The sequence below is a fragment of the Methylocystis sp. genome (assembly GCF_051061285.1).
Taxonomy (GTDB): domain Bacteria; phylum Pseudomonadota; class Alphaproteobacteria; order Rhizobiales; family Beijerinckiaceae; genus Methylocystis.
In genome coordinates, this window is sequence record NZ_JBPFEA010000036.1 from 43859 (window position 1) to 60396 (window position 16538).

General features: G+C 65.2%; 7 protein-coding genes. 3 read left to right on the forward strand and 4 right to left on the reverse strand.

Annotated features, from left to right (window positions below):
* Positions 1 to 157: 157 nt before the first annotated feature.
* Together ACR65T_RS13375 and ACR65T_RS13380 are read right to left on the reverse strand one after the other, a co-directional pair.
* Positions 158 to 5995: an alpha-2-macroglobulin gene (locus ACR65T_RS13375; RefSeq protein WP_434496936.1), complete on the reverse strand. Its 5838-nt coding sequence runs from the start codon at positions 5993 to 5995 to the stop codon at positions 158 to 160.
* A 17-nt stretch (positions 5996 to 6012) separates the two neighbouring features.
* The gene (locus ACR65T_RS13380; RefSeq protein ID WP_434496937.1) at positions 6013 to 11172 is read right to left on the reverse strand and encodes a hypothetical protein; all 5160 of its coding nucleotides are present in this window, start codon (positions 11170 to 11172) and stop codon (positions 6013 to 6015) included.
* A gap of 180 nt (positions 11173 to 11352) precedes the next feature.
* Between ACR65T_RS13380 and ACR65T_RS13385 the strand changes: the two genes are divergently transcribed.
* Positions 11353 to 11745: an SH3 domain-containing protein gene (locus ACR65T_RS13385; protein ID WP_424374417.1), complete on the forward strand. Its 393-nt coding sequence runs from the start codon at positions 11353 to 11355 to the stop codon at positions 11743 to 11745.
* Position 11746: 1 nt separating this feature from the next.
* Here the strand turns inward: ACR65T_RS13385 and ACR65T_RS13390 are convergent, their stop codons facing one another.
* Positions 11747 to 13996, reverse strand: coding sequence for a lytic transglycosylase domain-containing protein (locus ACR65T_RS13390; protein ID WP_434496938.1), 2250 nt, complete (start codon positions 13994 to 13996; stop codon positions 11747 to 11749).
* A 222-nt stretch (positions 13997 to 14218) separates the two neighbouring features.
* Here ACR65T_RS13390 and dapA point away from each other — a divergent pair, with 222 nt between their 5' ends.
* Positions 14219 to 15112 carry a 4-hydroxy-tetrahydrodipicolinate synthase gene (gene dapA / locus ACR65T_RS13395; protein WP_434496939.1) on the forward strand — a complete coding sequence of 298 codons (894 nt, stop codon included), beginning with the start codon at positions 14219 to 14221 and terminating at the stop codon, positions 15110 to 15112.
* Between the two features lie 49 nt (positions 15113 to 15161).
* Positions 15162 to 15638, forward strand: coding sequence for an SsrA-binding protein SmpB (smpB, locus tag ACR65T_RS13400; RefSeq protein ID WP_196394704.1), 477 nt, complete (start codon positions 15162 to 15164; stop codon positions 15636 to 15638).
* Positions 15639 to 15710: 72 nt separating this feature from the next.
* Here the strand turns inward: smpB and ACR65T_RS13405 are convergent, their stop codons facing one another.
* Positions 15711 to 16322: an NYN domain-containing protein gene (locus tag ACR65T_RS13405; protein WP_014890560.1), complete on the reverse strand. Its 612-nt coding sequence runs from the start codon at positions 16320 to 16322 to the stop codon at positions 15711 to 15713.
* Between the last annotated feature and the right edge of the window lie 216 nt (positions 16323 to 16538).

The following is a 16538-nucleotide window of genomic DNA, read 5'->3' on the forward strand; positions in this document are numbered from 1 at the left end:
GGCATGCGGTTGCGTCGAACCTGCGAAGATTGTTTCCCCTCACCCGACCCCGCTTCGCGGGGCCACCCTCTCCCCTGGGGAGAGGGTTACACGCGCGCTTCTCAAACAGGAGACGGTTGCGTGACCAACTCCCACAATCAAAGAGCGTTACGCGCGCCTATTTCCCGATCTCCACCCTCGCTCCGGCGCTCGTCGCGCGAAGGCCCTTCTTGTACATCGCTGCGACATGCGCCGGCGGCTGCGTATAGGCGCCGGCCGTTTGCGCGCGGAGGCGAAAGGCGAAGCGGTAGGTTCCCTTCGGCAGCGAATCATAGGCGTAGAACACCCGGTCGTCGCCAAAGGCGACCCATGTCGGTTGCAGCGTCGGCGCAATTGAGGGCTGCGCCTCAGCGGGCGCCGTGGCGAGATTGGGATTGAGCGGCTCGAAGCCCGCGGCGAGCGGAATCGAGATCGCGATATGGGTGCGATCTTCGGGATTGACCACTTCCGCCGTCTCCTCGATGAGGTCGCCCTGCTTCACCTGCAGAACGCCGTCGCGGATTTCGATCTTTTCCGGCGCCTTGCCGCTTTCGATGCGCCAGCCCTGGCGCGTGATCGTAAAGCCGTCGCTCGTCGCTTGAGCCTTGGCGCCCGGCTCCGCCGGCATGTAGCGTGTCTCGATCATCGCGACGAGCGGCGCGTTGGAGCCGTTGGCGATCTTCAGCGGCGCGTCGCTGCTGGAGACATGGCGCACGACCGGCGTGTTGGCGTCGAGCGTCAGCGCGCGATCCTGTCCGCCATCATTGAAGGTCACGCCGATTGGCGCGGTCGGCCGCCGCCACCCCTCGGCCAGCGCTTCGATGGCGGCGGCGTCAGCGTTCGTCGTTCCCCAGCCGTCGCCTTCGCCAAGCCGCAGCAGCGCATCGCGCAGCGCATTGGCGCGCGGGTCCCCGGAGGCGGTGAGCGCCGCGGCGCGCACCATCTCGGCGAGGCTGCGGGTCTCGGAAGGCAGAATGATCGGCGAAGCGCTCTCCGCCGCCTGTCGCGCATAGACCTGCACGCCGTTGCGGCTGGCGAATTTCACGCGGCTCCACATCGTATCGATCAGTCCGGCGAGCGCGCGCTGATCGACATTGGGCAGAAGCGCGGCGGCGGAGGCCATCTGCGCGACGCTGATATTGGGCAAAAAGTCGGCGCGGCGCGTAAATTCCGCGACATAGGAGTCGTCGAGCTTGCCGCCTTCCGCGAGCGCCGCGAGCGCTTCAACGCGCTCGCGCAATTCATCGCCCGACAGCAGTCGAGGATAATCGGAGCGTAGCGACAATTTCAGGATATTGGCGAGACGATCCAGTAGCGTCTTGTCGATCGGCTCGCCGGCGCGCTCCGCCCGCGCGAGGAAATCATAAGACCATGCGGTCAGCGAGACGTTGCCGCGCGCGCGCGGCCAGAAGGCGACGAGCCCATCCGCGTCGATCGACTGGTCGATGATCTGCGCCGTCGATTTCACATTGGCCGAGACCCGATCCTCGAGCCCCGCGGCCGCAAGAATTGGTCCGAAGCTTTTCAGCGCCAGTCCGCCGCGCGCGAGGGACAGGCGCTGTTCGGTGCAGCCATAGGGATATTCGACCAGCGCATTCAATCCGGCGACGAGCCTCACGAGCGAGGGGTCAGCGGCGACGATCGCTTCGCGCGAGAAACTGCCCGGCCGCGCCTGCTCGCCAGTGGGAGCAAGCGTCTTGGTTTCGCCGGGCGCGATCTCGACCAATTCGAAGCGGCGCGTCGCATCGCGATCCTCTTTCACCGGCAGAGCGATTTCGACGGCGTCTTTCGCATGGTCGGCGTCGCGCTCGATGCGGAATCCGAGCGTCGCGTCGCCGGCGAGTTGGGCTGGAGCCGCAGCGCGCAGATCGATGCGCACCGGCTTGTTCTGCGTCCATTCGATTTTGCGGCTCGTCTCGCCCGAGAGCGTTAGCGCCGGCGCTGCGATCGACGCCTTGCCGGCGCCGCCGGGTCCTTCGACGATCCGCGCGACAAGGCCGATATCGAAGGAATCGCCCGGCCGAATGAAGCGCGGCAGCGCCGGCTGCGCGACGAGCGCCTGCCGGATCAGAATTTCGCCGCCCGCGGCGCCGAAACGATCCGGCCCGCTGACCGCCTTGGCGCGCAGCTTGAACACGGTCAGCGTATCGGGAAGCTGCACTTTGATTTTGGCGACGCCGTCGGGGCCGATCTTCACGCTCGGCAGATAGATCGGCACGGGGGTGAAATTCTTGCGCACGGAAATATTGTTCTCGGCGCCCCATTCCTGCAGCTCGTCGCCGTCGCCGCCGGCGATCTCTTCGAGCGGAATGACGCCAAACGCCATGTTGCGCGTGTCGCGCGCCGCCATTTTCGTTTCGCGCTCGACGATGAAGTCGGGCAGCGGATCGAGCGGTCGTTCCTTGGCGAGCGACAGCACTGCCTGATCGACCATCCAGAAGGTCGCTTCGCCTGCGAGCGGCTTGCCGGCGTCGTCGGAAAGCCGTAGCGCGACTTCGATCGTGTCGCCGGGGCGCGCCTTGGCCGGATGTTCGATCTTCACATTGACGATATTCTTGACCGGCGTCACCTCGACCCATTTCGTCGCCGCGATGGTGACGGGCTTGCCCTGATCGAAACTCGCCGTCGGCTGCGGCGGCGCATCCTTCAGCCGTCCGCGCATGATCAGAAAATGCACGGCGAGCTTTGGCGTCTGCTCCTTTTTCACCGGCAGCGTATAGCGCCCAAAACCGTTGCTGATGTCGACGAAACTATAGTCATAGACGCCGCCCGGCTGTTCGACGATGGCGAGCGCGCGCGCATTCTGGAACGGCGACTGGATGATGAGCGTCGCGGACTCGCCCGGCGCATATTTGTCCTTGTCGGTCGTGATCGTCGCGGATTCGGCGGGCGGCCGCGCGAAAGTGACAGGCGTATCGCCGCCGACAAAAAAGTCGACGCTCACCTGCTGACGGCGCTTCAGCCTGTCATAGGCCTCGAGCTGCACGACATAGACGCCGGCGTCGCGCGTCGCCAATTCGATCTTCTGCGCCTCCTTGGCGCTCGTCACCTTGCGTTCGATCAGAACGTCGTCCTGCGTCTGCGTGACATATTTCGCCGCGCCCTGGGCGAAGTCGGAGGCCTGCAGCGTCGAAATCCAGTTGCGCTTGATGAGCCGCAGCGTCATCTCGAGGCCGACGACCGGCTCGCCCTTGCCGTCAATGGCGAGGAGCTCCGGCGTCACCGCGCCGGGACGCTCGACATAGCGCGGCGTCTTCACGCCGAGCACGAAAGGCGGCAGCGCAATGACGTTCTGCACATTGCGCACTTCTATGCCGTCGTCGCCCGTCACCGTCGCTTCGATGGAGTAGCGGCGCGGCTGCGCCGTCGGTTCGATCGCGGTGTCGAAGGTCATGCGGGCGGCGCCGCCGGCGTCGGTGCGCTGATCGCGCTCGAGCACCGCGGTCGACTTGAACTTGCCGTCGCCGGAGAAGCGCGCGTCGGTCGAAAAGAGAAAGCCTTCGCGCCCCGGCGGCGTGAAGACATGCGGAAATTGCGCGGCCCGCCATTTGACGGGGCGCTCAGCCGCAAGTCCGCCAGCGAAATAGCGGGCAAGGAGGTCGACTTCGAAGGTCCCGTCGAGCGCAACAGTCTGCGGCGCATTAAGCACGACTTCAAAAGTTGGCAAACGATAGGCTTCTTTCTTAAAGGTGAACTGGCCGCAGGAGATGTCTTGAGCGGGCTCCGCCGCCTCGCTCTCTGCCTCGGCGGCTTCGTCCGTATCGCTCTTCTGCGCCTCGGTTTTCTTCGTCCTTTTCGGCGCATCCGGTTCGAACCGCGCCGAATAGTCGCCGGTGGCCTGAGTTTGCGCGTCGAACTTGTGATAGAAGCTCCCGCTTGCGTCGAGCTTCACTGGAATGCGCCATTCCTGATTGCCGGGGCCGGTGACGACGAGCGTTCCGCCGGTCTTCGTCAGACTCAGCGCGCCGCCGCGGTAGCTGCGCACGAAGCCCTTGATGTGCGCAAATTCTTCCGGCCGATAAATGGGCCGCTCGGAGAAGAGATGGCAAAGCGTGCGCGGCTTTTCGGCGCGCGGCTGGTCCGCCTCGCTCGTCCAGGCGAGCCATTCCGACTCCGGCTTCGACCAGATTTCCCGCGAATATTCCGAAGGCGCGCTGTTGGGGTCGATGACGAGCGTGTCGAGCCCCTTGTTCGCCACGATGCGGCGCGCTTCGCCGCCGCCGCGCTTGTCGGGCGTCCAGGAAAAGAAGCCCGAAGCGTCGGTGATTCCGCTCGCGAGCGTGACGAATTTATCGTCCTTGATCCCTTCGACGCGGATCTGTGCGCCGCTCACGGGCTGCGTCGTCGACAGCGAGGTGACGGCGAAACGCACTCGCGTCGGCTCTTCGATGGCGGACAGCGAGAGATCGGTGATCTGCACGCGCAGCCAACGGCGCTTGTCGTCATCGACGGCGCGCAGGCCGACGAGATAGGTCCCTGGTTGGTCGCGGCCGCTGACTTTGGCGAAATCCTCCTTGAGGTCGACGCCGAATTTCGCGTCGGGGCCATTGCGGCGGATCGGCAGATCGACCAGCCGCGACACCTCGGGAGATCCAAGCGATTTGACGCGCTGCTTGATCGCCTCGGCCTCGATGTTTGCGGTCTCGCTCCAGGATTTCGGCTCGTTGCCGGGCAAGGGCGGCGCGTCGGAATCGCTCGTCTCGACGCCATGCGCCGGGAAGGGGAAGAAGTCGCGCGACAGCGGATCGATGGCGTGGATGCGGATGTCGGCGCGGTCATAGCCGCGCCCGCGCAGCGGCAGAAGTTGCGGGCCGAAGCGCTCGGCGACGCCATAGCCCGCGTCCCATTGCAGCGCCGGCGCGTCGCGGGTGAAGGCGAAGCGCTGCGAGAAGGCGCTCGCCAGCGCGCGTCCTTGCGCGTCCTTCAGCGCGCCTTCGGCGATGGAGACTTCGTAAATCTGGTCCGACAGGAATTTCGCGACCATGCGCAGTCGCCTGCCGTCGGTTTCGACGGCAAGATCGTCGACCGGCGGCGTGATGCGCAGCGCCTCGCGCGCGCGCAGAATGTCGATCGTCTCGGGCGTCGCATTAAAGGAGACCGTGAGCTGCCGCTTGCTCGCCGGCGCATAGGGGATGGCGGCGTCGCTTTCTTCTTCGCCGCTCTCGGGCGACGTAAGATAGGATGTGCATCGCAACACGCTTTCGGCGCGGTCGTCGCTCCAGCCGCGGCCGCAGCTTGCCTCCGTCGCCGCGAAAGGCGGCGCAGTGCGCAGCCGCAATTCATAGGTCTGGTCGTCGAGTCCGGCTTCGTCGGAAAGCCGCAGCCGCAGGATGGCGACGCGGCCGTCGGCGATCCTTTCGCGGAAGCGGAAGACGTAGGTCTGCTCCTCGGCGCGCTCGCCCCGCTCCAGGGCGCGGATTTCATAGGCGGAAGCGCTGAGCATTTGTCCGCCTTGCGGCGAGACGCCGGGCGAAGGACGAATTTCGATCGTGAGCAGCCGCGTCAGCGCGGCGACATCGACCGGCTCGGCGAAGGTGAAGGCGATCTGCGTCAGTTCCAGCTGCGGATCGGCGCCCTCGGCGGGATTCGTCGAACGCGGCGTCGGCAGCAGCGCGACGAGTTTGATCTCCGTCGCGCCGAGCTTCACGTCGACGCGCGACAGCGGCTTCCAGGCGTCGGCGGGTCGAAATTGCAGCGCGCGCGGACCGAGCCAGCGCCATTCGCCGGCAGGCTGCGGGGTCATCTTCACATATTTTTGCGGCGTGTCTTCCGCTCCGCCGGCCTTCGGCCCCGTGTCGCTAGAGAAGAAGACCGTCACCGGATCATAGGCGCGCAAAAACCTATCCGGCGCGACGCGCGCGCCATCGGCGCGTTGCGCGCGGTCGAACACGCGCGGGGCCTCGGCGCGCAGCGGCGCCGCGGCGCCAAGAAACGCGCCAAGAAATGCGCAAAGAGAGAGAAGCAGAAGTTTTTTCATCGCCGCGCCTTTCGCAATCATTGCGCCTTGCTTTTCTTCATGCCAGCCTTGTCGAGCAGCTCCGCGACGATCTCCGCAGGCGGCGCGTTCACGGGCGGGGACAGCCCGACGATCGCGACGCGGATCGTCGTCGCCGGCGCGTCGGCGGGCGTGCGCGCCTCGATAAAATAGCGGCCGGGCGAAAGCGTCATCGTTTGCGCGACGCCTTCGCCGAGCGTCTTGCCCTGCGCATCCATCAGGCGCGCGCTGACTCGGTCGGGTTCCGCGCGCACGCCAAGGCCAATGTTGCGCGCTTCCTTCACCTCGAAGCTGAAGAGCGCGCTTGCGCCGGGCGAAACCGCCACCGCGTCGTTGACGCCTTCATGCGCCTCGATGACGGGCTGCGCTGAAATATCGAGCGCGCCGGACAGCACGCCTTCATAGGGCGCGTAAACATCGAGCGTCGCGTCTCCCGGCGTCATGTAGCGATGAAGATCGACGCCATTGGCGAAAGCGAGCGTCTCCCGCCTGCCATTCTGCGTGAAACCGACGATCGCCGGCGCGCCGCCTGTCGCTCTCAACAGCGCGGGCCTATCGCTCCTGATCGAAAAGCGCATCGCGGCGCCCTGCAGCGCCACGCGCTGCGGCGGATTGAGCGCGCGCGCCGAGGCCGCGGGCCACGGCGATGCGCCGGCGCGCTCGATCCAGAAAGCGACGAGGCCGGGGCCGTGCTCGATGATCGCTTCGCCGGCGCCGTCGAGCGCAATGTTCTCGCCGCGCGCGATCCGGCCGCTGTTCGATATGACCGTCGCCTGCGCGCCGCTGACGATCAGCCTGTCGTCCTTCTGCGCGTCGAGCGGCAGCGAAATCTGTCCGGCCGCCGGGAAGAAGCGCGTGAATGCGCGCGTTGCGTCGAGTCGTCTCGTTTCGCCAGCCTCGCGTGCGATCCGCGCTGGCAGCGGCGCTTGCGTCAGATTGACGAGAAGCACGCGCGATTTGACGCCGTGCAGAAGGCGCGACGTGGCGGCGCCGTCGCTAAAGACGACGCGCGGCTGCGCAAAGGCGGCGAGCCCCCCGGCGAGGTCGAGCGCGAGCGGCCCGGCGGCGTCATCCATGTCGACAGGCTGCGCGCTCATCGGCGCGATGATCCCCGAAAATTGCGCGCCGCCCTTCATCGCCGGCCGCGTCTCGACATCGATCGCGCTCAGCGCGACGCGCATCGGCGCGCTTCCTTCAGCGTTCCAAAGTTCGAGCGGAGCGTCGCCAGCGAGCGTCAACGCCGCGCCCTTCGCCACGCCGACGCCGCGTCCGCCATCGAGCGCCGGCTGAGCGAAGGCGGACCGCGCGAGCCACAGCCGCAACTTGCCGGCGGCTGGCGCGAGCGGAACGAGATGCGCGCGCTCGCCTTCGCCGATGTCGAGCGAAATCTCGGTGCCCGTCCAGTCGAAAGCGGCGACGCCGATCCGCGAGGCGCAGTCGCCGCGCCCCATCAGCCACAGGTCTTGCGCTTGCGGCGCGAGCGGTCCGGAGCGCGCCGCGCGCAATAATGTCCCCGCCATCGAGCCGGCGGCGATATTCTCTTGCGTCGCCAGCGTCACGAGGGCCGCGTCGGGCGTTGCAACCTTGGCGACGCAGACTCCGGCGACGCCGTCGACCGGATCAAGCGCGATTTCGCCCAGTCGGCGCGGACGGCTTTCGACAGCGCGCGCGGCGAGCGAAATCGGCGCGTTTTCGCCGCCGATCGTCCAGACGACCGCGCGCATTTCGCCTTCGCCGGCCGCAGGCCATGCCGCGACGGGCGCGCGCCCGCGCTCGACGCCGATGGCGCGCCATTGGCCGCCAGCGTCGCGCCGTTCGATTGAGATGGCGACGTCGCCTTCCGACCGCGCCGCGATCAGCGCGAGACTCCCGGCGGGCGCCGGCGCGAGGGAAAGAATATGCGCGCCCTCTCCGCTCAGCGTCCTCTCGCTCGAGAACGCCAGGGCGCCGTCATTCTTCTCGGCAGGCAGCGCCAGTCGAAGCTCGACGCCGCTAAGAGGAGCATTGCTTTCCGCGGCTTCTTCTTCGTTGGAGATTTCTTCAGTCTCGCCGGTCGCCTCTTCGGCCTCCGCAGGCGCACTCGGTTCCGCGCCGAGTTTTTCAAGCTCTAGGCGGTAATTTCCGGCGGGTAGCCGCCGCGACAGAGCGACATTCCAGTCGTCGGCGCGCGGCTGCAGGCGCTCGATCACATCGCCTTTGTCGTCCTTCAATACGCCGATGGTCTCTATCTCGCCGAAGCTGGAAAGGTCGACGACGCTGTCCTTCGCCAGCGCGAAATCAACATGCGTCGGTGGCTGAACCGTGCGCCGCGCATCTGGCTGCAATTCCTTCGAATCGAGTGAAATCTCGTAGTCGAGACGATCGTCATGGGCGAGGCTTCGCGACTCGACCCGATAGTCGCCTGCCGACAGCTTCGACTTGAATGGCCTCCCGGCGACAACTTTGCCGATGCTTTCCTTCTCGCCCCTAAAAATTTCGCCGATCATGCCGTCGCCGATCGAAAGATCGATCTTTGCGTCGCCATAGAGCGCGAAGCGCCACACGTCGGGCGCACGCGGCGCGTCGCGCGCCTGCGGTTCGCGCCATTGCAGTTTCTGCGCTTTGCCGAAGGGCAGGGGATGCGGACCATGGCCCTCCAGCGCTTTTGCGGCGACGATTGGCGTCAGTCGCGCCGCCATGCGCGCTTCGACGTCTCTCGGCAGGACGACCAGCCGATAGACGCCTTTCTCGAACCGCCGCGTGACTCGCCGCATTTCGCCCGGCGCCGCGAGCGGCCAGCCGTCGGCGTCCTCCAATCTCGCGCGCCATTTCTGCTTCAGGCCGAGAAGCTCGATGCGATATTCGCCCTCGCGCGTGATCTCGATCGGCACGATGGCGCCCTTGCCGGAATCGAGCGTCGCGCGGGCGATTCCCGCATCGACAAGTTTCGTCGTCGGCGCAAGAGTCGCAGGAGATACGGCAAGGCCGAGATGGCCGGAAGACTCCTTCGCCGTTACTGCCGCGCGATAACCGCCGGCGCGCAGAAAGGCCGTCACCAGCGCATTGTCGCCGGGTCCATTCGCATCGCCTTCGCCAAGTCGCGGCGAAACATTCGCGCCGACGCGCAGCGCGGTCTTCATGCGCCCCAGCGTTTCGACCCGGTAAAGGCCGCCTTGCGCGACGTCGAAGCGCAGACGCCTCGTTTCGTCGCGGGCAAGATCGAAGAAGGCCGGGCGCGCGACGGCGGCGGAAAGCGCGGTTGGCGCGGGCTTGCCGGGCTCCTCGGACTTGGCCGGCGTCGGATCGGGAACGAAGATGAGGCCGAGCGCGCGCGGTTTTTCCGCGGCCGCGATCTTTAATGTCGCCAAACGCTGCGCGTTCTCTTCCTTTTGATCGCCGAAGGTCAGCGCGACATCGGCGCCATGCCAATCGCGCGCAATCGCCTTGCCGGTCTTGGGAAGCCGCACCGGCAATGCGACGTCCTTGCCCGCGTCCTGCCAGAGCGCTAATGGCGCCTTGTCGAGTTCAACGGGAAGCGCGACGACGCGCGGCCCGGTTAAGAGTTGCGGCGCGACATTCGTCAGGATGAGATAGGAGCCGTCCCTTTCGAGAGTCTGCGTCCCGAAGGAAATTGTGGAGCGGGAAGGCGCCGCCGCAGCCGCTGATACAGAGAGCCCGGGCGGGCCGAGCGTCACGTCGATAACGCCGGCTGAGTCGCCCTTCGGCTCGAGCTTGAGAAAATAATAGCCTGCCTGGAGATCGTAGCGCGCCGGGTTTTTTCCGTCGGCGCGGGGCGCCAGCGCGCCAAGCGCCGGTTCAATCGAAGCGTCGATCTTGACGCCTTTCACATCGATCGCGACGAGTCCGTCGCGCGTCGCCTCGAAGAGAATCGACGTTGGCCCGAACAGGTTGAATTTTCCGCGCCACGCTTTTCCGGCGCCGATGCGCGGCGCGTCCGAGGCGATCACCCGCGTCTTGCCGTCTTTCTCTATGCGCGCGAGAAGCGCCGTGGCAGGGGCTTCGTCGCCGCCGTCGCCAGCAAGATCGACGCCGACAAGATGCGGTCCAGAGGCTTCGAATGTTTCGCGATCCGATTGGCGTAGCCCACGCAGCGTGAACGCCTGACCCTCGTAGCCGGAGACTTCAAGACGCGCGCTTGTCTTGCCGTCGGACGCGAGCCTTACGTTTGCCGATGGCGTACGACTGTTCTTCGAGATCGTCGCAATCTCTTTCGATTCATTGCGCCGCGCTTCAAGCCGCGCCGGCGTCGTTTGCGCGAGGTCGAGACGGAAAGCGTCATAGCTTGCCGGCGCGTCGAAACGCTCGGCGCCGAAGGGGCCGATCACGCCTGCGGCGACGCCTGCCGCGAGCAGCGCCGGCGCGTCGAGCCGCAGCAGGAAGGGCTGCGCCGCATCGCCTTGCGCCCAGACCAGCTTCTCGCCGCCATAGGCGGTGACGACATAGCGGCCCGGCTCCAGCGCGCCCTCAACACGCAGCCGATTCATCGCGCGGCCCGGCTTTGTTTCGACCGTCTCCTGCTCGAAGGCGAGATCGACGAGTTCGCCGTCGCTACGCCAGACGCGCAGGTCGCTGAGCGCCCGGCCGATCGCTTCAAGGCGCACGCGACCCTCGGCGCCGACGTCGAAGGAATAGGAGCGTTGCTGCAGGTCGCCGAGTTCACCGCTTTGGATGCGCCCTGGCGCGAGCGTCGGCTTCGACGGGCTGGCTTCGACGAACGCCTGCGCGGAGAGCGCGGCCTTGCCGCTCGCGCCTTTCACGCCGAAAACCCGTAGCTTGTAGACGCCCTTGTCGAGCAACGCGTCGATGCGTCCGTCGCGCAGGCCGGGCGCGCCGCTTGAGTCGAGCGGGCCGGCGATCATGTCGATGAGTTCGATGCGCGCGCCGGAGGGACTTTTTGCACGAATCGAATAGCGGCCTGGCGCCGGCGCGGCGATCAGGCTCGCGCCATCGCGATCCGCCGCCAACTCGCTTGGCGTAATGCTGATCGAGCTTGGTTTGGCTCTTGTCTCGGCGATTGCGTTCTGCGTGGCGCGCCACAACGGCTGCGCAAAATACGCCGCAGAGGCGGCGACAAGAGAAAACGCGATCCGCCGCATGAGCGCACCGTAAGCCAGCGGCGGACTTGCCGGAAAGGCCGCGCCGCCGCCGGAGTCAAGCATAGGCCGCGCGCCGCGCCTGAGTCGAGAGCCACGCGCCTCTCGTTGCGCCGACGATTCGTCCATGCCGCTGTCCCACGCTCTTGTTTGGTCGACGCCATTTGGAGCCGGCGCGAATATCTTTTAGGCTAGGTTCTGCGTCTGGGGATTGCGCGAGCGCACATCAAAACCAGGGAAGTCGGCATGCGTCGGTCGCTATTTGCCTTTGTTCTTTTCGGCGCGCTCTCCTGCGCTCAGCAGGCGGCGGCGATAAAGCTGACGCTCGCCTACCCGGCGGTGCTGCGCGCCGGTCCAGAGGAGAATTATGCGGCGATCACGACCGCGCCGGCGGGGACGGAGGTCAAAATCTTGCGCGACGATCCAAGCTGGACGCGCATCGCCATCGACAAGAGGCGTTTTTTCGTCGCGACCCTAGAGCTTGTGTTCATGTCGTCTAGGGTCACCCAGACGTCCGGCTGCGATTTCGGCTATCCCTATTCGGGCAGCAGCCAATATTTCGCCTCGCCGTTAGCGGAGTTGCGCCACAGCTGGCCGCTTGGCGACCTGCTCGGCTATCATAACCGCTTTCCTTGCTAGATTACAGGCTGTCGCCGGCGCGGGCCAGTTCGACTTGTGGCGACCGCGTTCCTGTATCCTCGAACTTCGCCCGATAGACGACGAAATTCTCCATCACCCGCTGCACGTAATTGCGCGTTTCGGTGATCGGAATCAGCTCGACCCAGTCGATCGGATCGACATTGGGCTTGCGTGGATCGCCATAGGCGTCGATCCATTGCTTCACCCGACCGCCGCCAGCGTTGTAGGCGGCGAAGGTGAGGAGATAGGCCCCCCGATATTCGCCCAGCAGAATGCCGAGGTGCGCCGCGCCGAGCTGGGCGTTGAAGGGCGGGTCGCTCAGCATCCGCGACATGTCGAAGCTGACGCCGCGCATATAGGCGGTGCGCCGCGCCGTCGAGGCGATCATCTGCATCAGGCCCATGGCGCCGGCGGAGGAGACAGCCTTGGGATCGAAGGCGCTTTCCTGGCGTGCGACGGCGAAGACCATCGAACGGGACGCGGAGCCTGGGAGCGCGTTGAACTCCGGAACGCCATAGGCGGGGAAGGCGACATCGTCGAGCGCTATTCCCCTATAGGAGGCGGCCTTGCCATAAATGAGCGAGAGTTTTGCGTCGCCCTGGCGCGCGACCACCTCGCCGAGCGCTGCGACCTGCGCCTCGTCCTGCAAGTATTTTGCGCTGTCGAGCGCAAGCGGCGCCGCGACCTGCTTCTCGCCCACGGCGAACAGCAGCTCCGCGACGCGAACCGCTTCGGCTCGGCTGTCGTCGGAGGCGGCTGCCGGTGGCCGGCGAAGCGGGCGCTCGTCGGCGCCGAGGCGGGAATTGGCGAGCTGCCCGTAGAACGTCGTCGAATGCGTGGCCGCCTGGAGATAGAAATTGCGCGCTTTGGAGTCATCCTCGGCGTGCGCGGTTTCCGCCGCGCGTCCCAGCCAATAATACGCGCGAGACTTTTGCAGCGGAGTCTCGGCGACCTGTGCGAGCCGCGTGAAATGGCGCTCGGCCTTGATCGGGTCGTTCAAGAACCGCAGAGCAATCCAGCCGGCGTTGAATTCGGCGTCGACCTTGTTGCTGGTCTTGGCGGCGGCATGATCCGCGCAAAGCTTGTATGCGGTCTGCGAATCTCCCTGGTCGAGAAGCTTGCGGGCGACGATGCGCCGCTCCTCCCACCAGGCGTCGCCGTCGACGACCTGCTCGATGTCGCGCGGCGCATTGCGCAGCAGCGCGCTCGCTTCAACGAATTTCTTGTCCTTGCGCAGTTTGTGCACGCGTCCGTAAAGCAATCCGGGATCGTTCTGCACAGACGCCGGCAAAGCGGCCGCCAGCTTATCGGCGCCGGAAATGCGCGCGCGAGCGAGCAGCGTGACGTCCTTGCCCGCGAACTCGGCGCTGCGCAAAGCGAGCGTATTCTTTCCGGCATAGAGCAGACGATCGGCGCGGAACTTGTGATCGGCCGGCGTCAGAAACTCGCCGAGCTCCTTATTGAAGATCGTATCGAACCCCTGTCCGATATCTTCATTGCGCCAAGCGTCGCGCGCCAGCGCCGCCGCCGATTCGAAATCGCCTTCGCGTGCGATCGCCCGCGCCAGGGCATATTTGCCAAAGCCGGTGAACGGCTTGTTGTCCGCGAACCAGGCCAGCACGGTCTTGTCGGCGTGGCGCTCGGCGACGAGCGCCTGCTCGGCGCGACGGCGCAACCAGTCGCCGGCGGGCCAGTCCGGGTGAGCCGCAAGGAATTCGGCGATCCGCCTGAACCCGGCTTCGCGGGGATGCAGCCGAAGGCCAGTCCATCGCGCAGCGTCGGCAAGCGGCGTACGGAGCCGCGACGCGGCGTCGTCGCCTTGAGCGAAATCTCCGGACCTGTATGCAGCAATCGCCTGAGTGAAAACTTCCGCGTCGTCTCCTAGCAGGGCGGCGGCGGGATCAGCGGTCACCTCGCCGTTGAGCCAGTCCTGCGCAGGGGCATAGGCGACGATCGGCGAGAGCGCGCCCTCATCGGCGGCAAAGAGCGAATTTTCGAGAGGATGCGCCGCCTCGTCGTCAGCGTGTTTGCGGTCGACGAACTCGTGCACAGCCTCCTGCAACGTGCCGACCCGCGAGCGCCAAGCGCCGAGACTGAAAGGAATCGATGGAGTCCAGCGCCAGGCGGACTTGCGCTTCGCCTCTCCGTCGCCAAGACGGTCAAGGCCGGTGAAAGCTGGCGCGGCGATCACGAGGGCGGCGATGCCGACCGTCAGTTTGAACCGCGTCGCGACACGTCGAGGCAACATCATTACCGCGTTTCCCTACTGGTGTAAGAAAGCTGCGCTCATTTGGTTTACGAAGGGTCAACTTCGCGCGCCGGCTGTCTTCGAGCTCTGGCGTCTCCCATTATAGCGTGGGGCTTTATAGCACAGCGTGGGGCTTTCCTCGACGCAGCCCAACGGCTATGAAGGGCGTTCAATCTTAGCGACGCGATTACGGCGGCTCTGAGGCGTAGGGAAAGCTTTGATTCTATGAGCGTAAAGCCGATTTTTCATGGGTCGATGACGGCCCTGGTCACGCCGTTTTCCCATGGAGAGGTCGATTATGACGCACTGCGCGCGCTGATCGATTGGCAGATTGAAAGTGGAACGCATGGCCTCGTGCCCGTCGGCACGACGGGCGAGAGTCCGACGCTGAGCCATGAGGAGCATGGGCGGGTCATCACCGAGACGATCCGCGCCGCGCGGGGGCGGGCGCCTGTCGTCGCCGGCGCGGGCTCGAACAATACCCGCGAGGCGATCGCCATCGCTGGCCATGCGGAACGCGCCGGCGCCGACGGGCTCCTCATCGTCACGCCCTACTATAATAAGCCTAACCAGGAAGGGCTTTATCTGCACTTCAAGGCGATCAACGACGCCGTCTCTATTCCCATCATCATCTACAATATCCCGCCGCGCTCGGTCATCGACATGAGCGTCGAGACCATGAAGCGCTGCGCCGAGTTGAGGAATGTCGTCGGCGTGAAAGACGCGACCGGCAACATCGGCCGCATTTCGCTCCAGCGTGAGGCGATGGGGCCGGAGTTCATCCAGCTTTCCGGCGACGATCTCACGGCGCTCGCCTGTATGGCGGCGGGCGCGCATGGCTGCATCTCGGTCGTCGCCAACATCGCGCCGCGGCTTTGCGCCGATTTGCAGAACGCCTGTCTCGCCGGCGACTACGCCAAAGCGTTGGAGATCCAGGACAGGCTGACGCCGCTGCATGTCGCGACTTTTCTTGAGGCCGGCGTCACGGGCGCGAAATACGGATTGTCGCTTCTCGGCAAGGCTGAAGAAGAGGTGCGTCTTCCTCTGGTGCCGTGCGCCCAACCGACTAAGGATCGCATACGCGCGGCGATGATCCACGCCGGCGTGCTCCCAGCCTAAGGCGCCAGATACGCGTCTCTCCTTTGTCGAGACGCTTTGAGGAAAATCAGTGGCCGCAAAGCCGGATCCGAATTTCAAGGTCGTCGCCGATAATCGCAAGGCGCGCTACAATTACGAAATCGGCGAAATTTTCGAAGCGGGGCTGGCGCTGACCGGCACCGAGGTGAAGTCGCTGCGCACGGGCAAGGCGACGATCGCCGAAAGCTACGCCCATGTCGATCGGCAAGGCGAGGCATGGCTCGTCAACGCCAACATTCCCGAATATCTCGCCGGCAACCGCTTCAACCATCCGCCGAAGCGGCCGCGCAAACTGCTGCTCAAGTCGCGGGAGCTCGCCAAGCTGTCGCAGGCTATTGAGCGCGAGGGCATGACGATCGTGCCACTGAAGCTCTATTTCAACGCCAAGGGCAGGGCCAAGCTGCAAATCGCCCTAGGAAAGGGCAAGAAGCTGCACGACAAACGTGAAGTCGAAAAGAAACGCGACTGGAGCCGCGAAAAAGGCCGGCTGTTGCGCGCGCGCGGCTGACCCGGACCTCCTATGGCTCGGCGCCCTGAAGCCGAGACGCCGACCATCTGGTTTTCCGTCAGGACCGCGCCGTCACTCGCCGTCTTCTTCTTCGGCGTGAGCCGCTTGCGGCGTGGGACGAGGACGCTCCTGATACCGCTGCATGCGCTCGGCGCGTTCGCCCGGATCGCGGCCGATCTTACCCACAAGATGAATAAGGTCGATGAATTCGTCGGCCTGGCGACGCAATTCGTCAGCGATCATCGGCGGCTGGGTGGTGATTGTCGAAATGACCGAAACCCGAACGCCGCGCCGCTGCACGGACTCGACCAGCGACCGGAAGTCGCCGTCGCCCGAGAACAGGACCATGTGGTCGATATGCCCGGCCATTTCCATGGCGTCGACCGCCAGCTCGATGTCCATATTGCCTTTAACTTTGCGACGGCCGAGCGAATCGACGAACTCCTTCGTCGGCTTGGTCACGACCGCATAGCCGTTGTAGTCCAGCCAATCGATCAGAGGACGGATTGACGAATATTCTTGATCCTCGATCAACGCAGTGTAGTAGAACGCGCGGATCAGACGGCCCTTGCCCTGAAATTCGCGGAGCAAGCGCTTATAATCAATATCGAATCCAAGTGATTTCGCGGTCGCGTACAAGTTCGCGCCGTCAATAAACAACGCAGTTCGTTCGATATCTGCCATCTTCGTCTCGCGGTCGGGTTAAGGTGTTAAACGCGGGCGTCGCCGGCTAACGCCGTCAACCCGCAGTTCGGCGTTTCGCTCAATCGTCTAATGTCCGGCGCCCCAATTAACAAAAGCGATTGCGCCGTTCTCGCTGCATTCGCCGGCTATTCACGCCATCTCTGAAAAGCGCCGCACACATCTCAAGCAAATACATCGCCTCTCCATGTCACAGCG

What these genes read in the sequence shown, in the direction of transcription:
- ACR65T_RS13375 (WP_434496936.1), bottom strand. Translation starts at nt 5,995, where the DNA reads ATGAAAAAACTTCTGCTTCTCTCTCTTTGCGCATTTCTTGGCGCGTTT.
- ACR65T_RS13380 (WP_434496937.1), bottom strand. Translation starts at nt 11,172, where the DNA reads ATGCTTGACTCCGGCGGCGGCGCGGCCTTTCCGGCAAGTCCGCCGCTG.
- ACR65T_RS13385 (WP_424374417.1), top strand. Translation starts at nt 11,353, where the DNA reads ATGCGTCGGTCGCTATTTGCCTTTGTTCTTTTCGGCGCGCTCTCCTGC.
- ACR65T_RS13390 (WP_434496938.1), bottom strand. Translation starts at nt 13,996, where the DNA reads ATGATGTTGCCTCGACGTGTCGCGACGCGGTTCAAACTGACGGTCGGC.
- dapA (WP_434496939.1), top strand. Translation starts at nt 14,219, where the DNA reads ATGAGCGTAAAGCCGATTTTTCATGGGTCGATGACGGCCCTGGTCACG.
- ACR65T_RS13405 (WP_014890560.1), bottom strand. Translation starts at nt 16,322, where the DNA reads ATGGCAGATATCGAACGAACTGCGTTGTTTATTGACGGCGCGAACTTG.